This is a genomic window from Vibrio sp. 1402 (assembly GCF_033340275.1).
The window spans coordinates 1-1,332 of sequence record NZ_JAWOWE010000058.1; the positions used below are offsets into that span (position 1 = coordinate 1).

Annotated in this window: 1 protein-coding gene; it reads left to right on the forward strand. The window is 43.8% G+C overall.

Annotated features, from left to right (window positions below):
- Nucleotides 1–110 precede the first annotated feature (110 nt).
- Nucleotides 111–1,319, forward strand: coding sequence for an IS4 family transposase (locus tag R7044_RS24070; protein WP_032073033.1), 1,209 nt, complete (start codon nucleotides 111–113; stop codon nucleotides 1,317–1,319).
- Nucleotides 1,320–1,332: the final 13 nt, after the last annotated feature.

The following is a 1,332-nucleotide window of genomic DNA, read 5'->3' on the forward strand; positions in this document are numbered from 1 at the left end:
GCCCTGAGGAATCCCCTAATGATTTTGATAAAAATCATAAATTTAAGGTAGATGCACATCTTGTCATGTGATCAAATGGTTCTGAGAAAAATCAATAACCAGACAACAAGATGTGCGAACTCGATATTTTACACGACTCTCTTTACCAATTCTGCCCTGAATTGCACTTAAAACGACTCAACAGTTTAACGCTGGCTTGCCACGCATTACTTGAATGTAAAACGCTCACTCTTACCGAACTTGGTCGTAACCTGCCAACGAAAGCCAGAACAAAACATAACATCAAACGAATCGACAGATTGTTAGGTAATCGTCACTTGCACAAAGAGCGACTCGCTGTATACCGTTGGCATGCCAGCTTTATCTGTTCAGGTAATTCGATGCCCATTGTTCTTGTTGACTGGTCTGATATTCGTGAGCAAAAACGGCTTATGGTATTGCGGGCTTCGGTGGCACTACATGGTCGTTCTATTACTCTTTATGAGAAAGCCTTTCCGCTTTCAGAGCAATGTTCAAAGAAGGCTCATGACCAATTTCTAGCCGACCTTGCAAGCATTCTACCGAGTAACACTACACCGCTCATTGTCAGTGATGCTGGCTTTAAAGTGCCATGGTATAAATCCGTTGAAAAGCTAGGTTGGTACTGGTTAAGTCGAGTCAGAGGGAAAGTGCAATATGCAGATTTAGGTGCGGAAAACTGGCAACCTATCAGCAACTTACATAGCATATCCTCAAGTCGCTCAAAGACTTTAGGCTATAAGAGGTTGACTAAGAGCAACCCAATTTCATGTCAAATTGCACTGTATAAATCACGTCCTAAAGGCCGAAAAAATCAGCGTTCGACACGGACTAATTGTCATCATCCGTCACCTAAAATCTACTCCGCTTCGACAAAAGAACCATGGGTTTTAGCGACTAACTTGCCCGTTGAAATCCGAACACCAAAGCAACTTGTTAGGCTCTACTCGAAGCGTATGCAAATTGAAGAAACCTTCCGAGACTTGAAAAGCCCAGCCTACGGTTTAGGCCTCCGTCATAGCCGAACTAGCAGCTCAGAGCGCTTTGATATCATGCTGCTAATCGCCCTAATGCTTCAACTGACATTTTGGCTTGCTGGAGTTCATGGTCAGAAACAAGGTTGGGATAAGCACTTCCAAGCTAACACTGTCAAAAATCGAAATGTACTCTCAACAGTGCGCTTAGGGATGGAAGTTTTGCGGCATTCTGGCTACACAATAACGAGGGAAGACTTGCTCGCGGCTGCAACCCTGCTTGCTCAAAATCTATTCAAACATGGTTGTGCTTTGGGGAAATTATGAGGGGATCCCTCAG

What these genes read in the sequence shown, in the direction of transcription:
- R7044_RS24070 (WP_032073033.1), top strand. Translation starts at nt 111, where the DNA reads ATGTGCGAACTCGATATTTTACACGACTCTCTTTACCAATTCTGCCCT.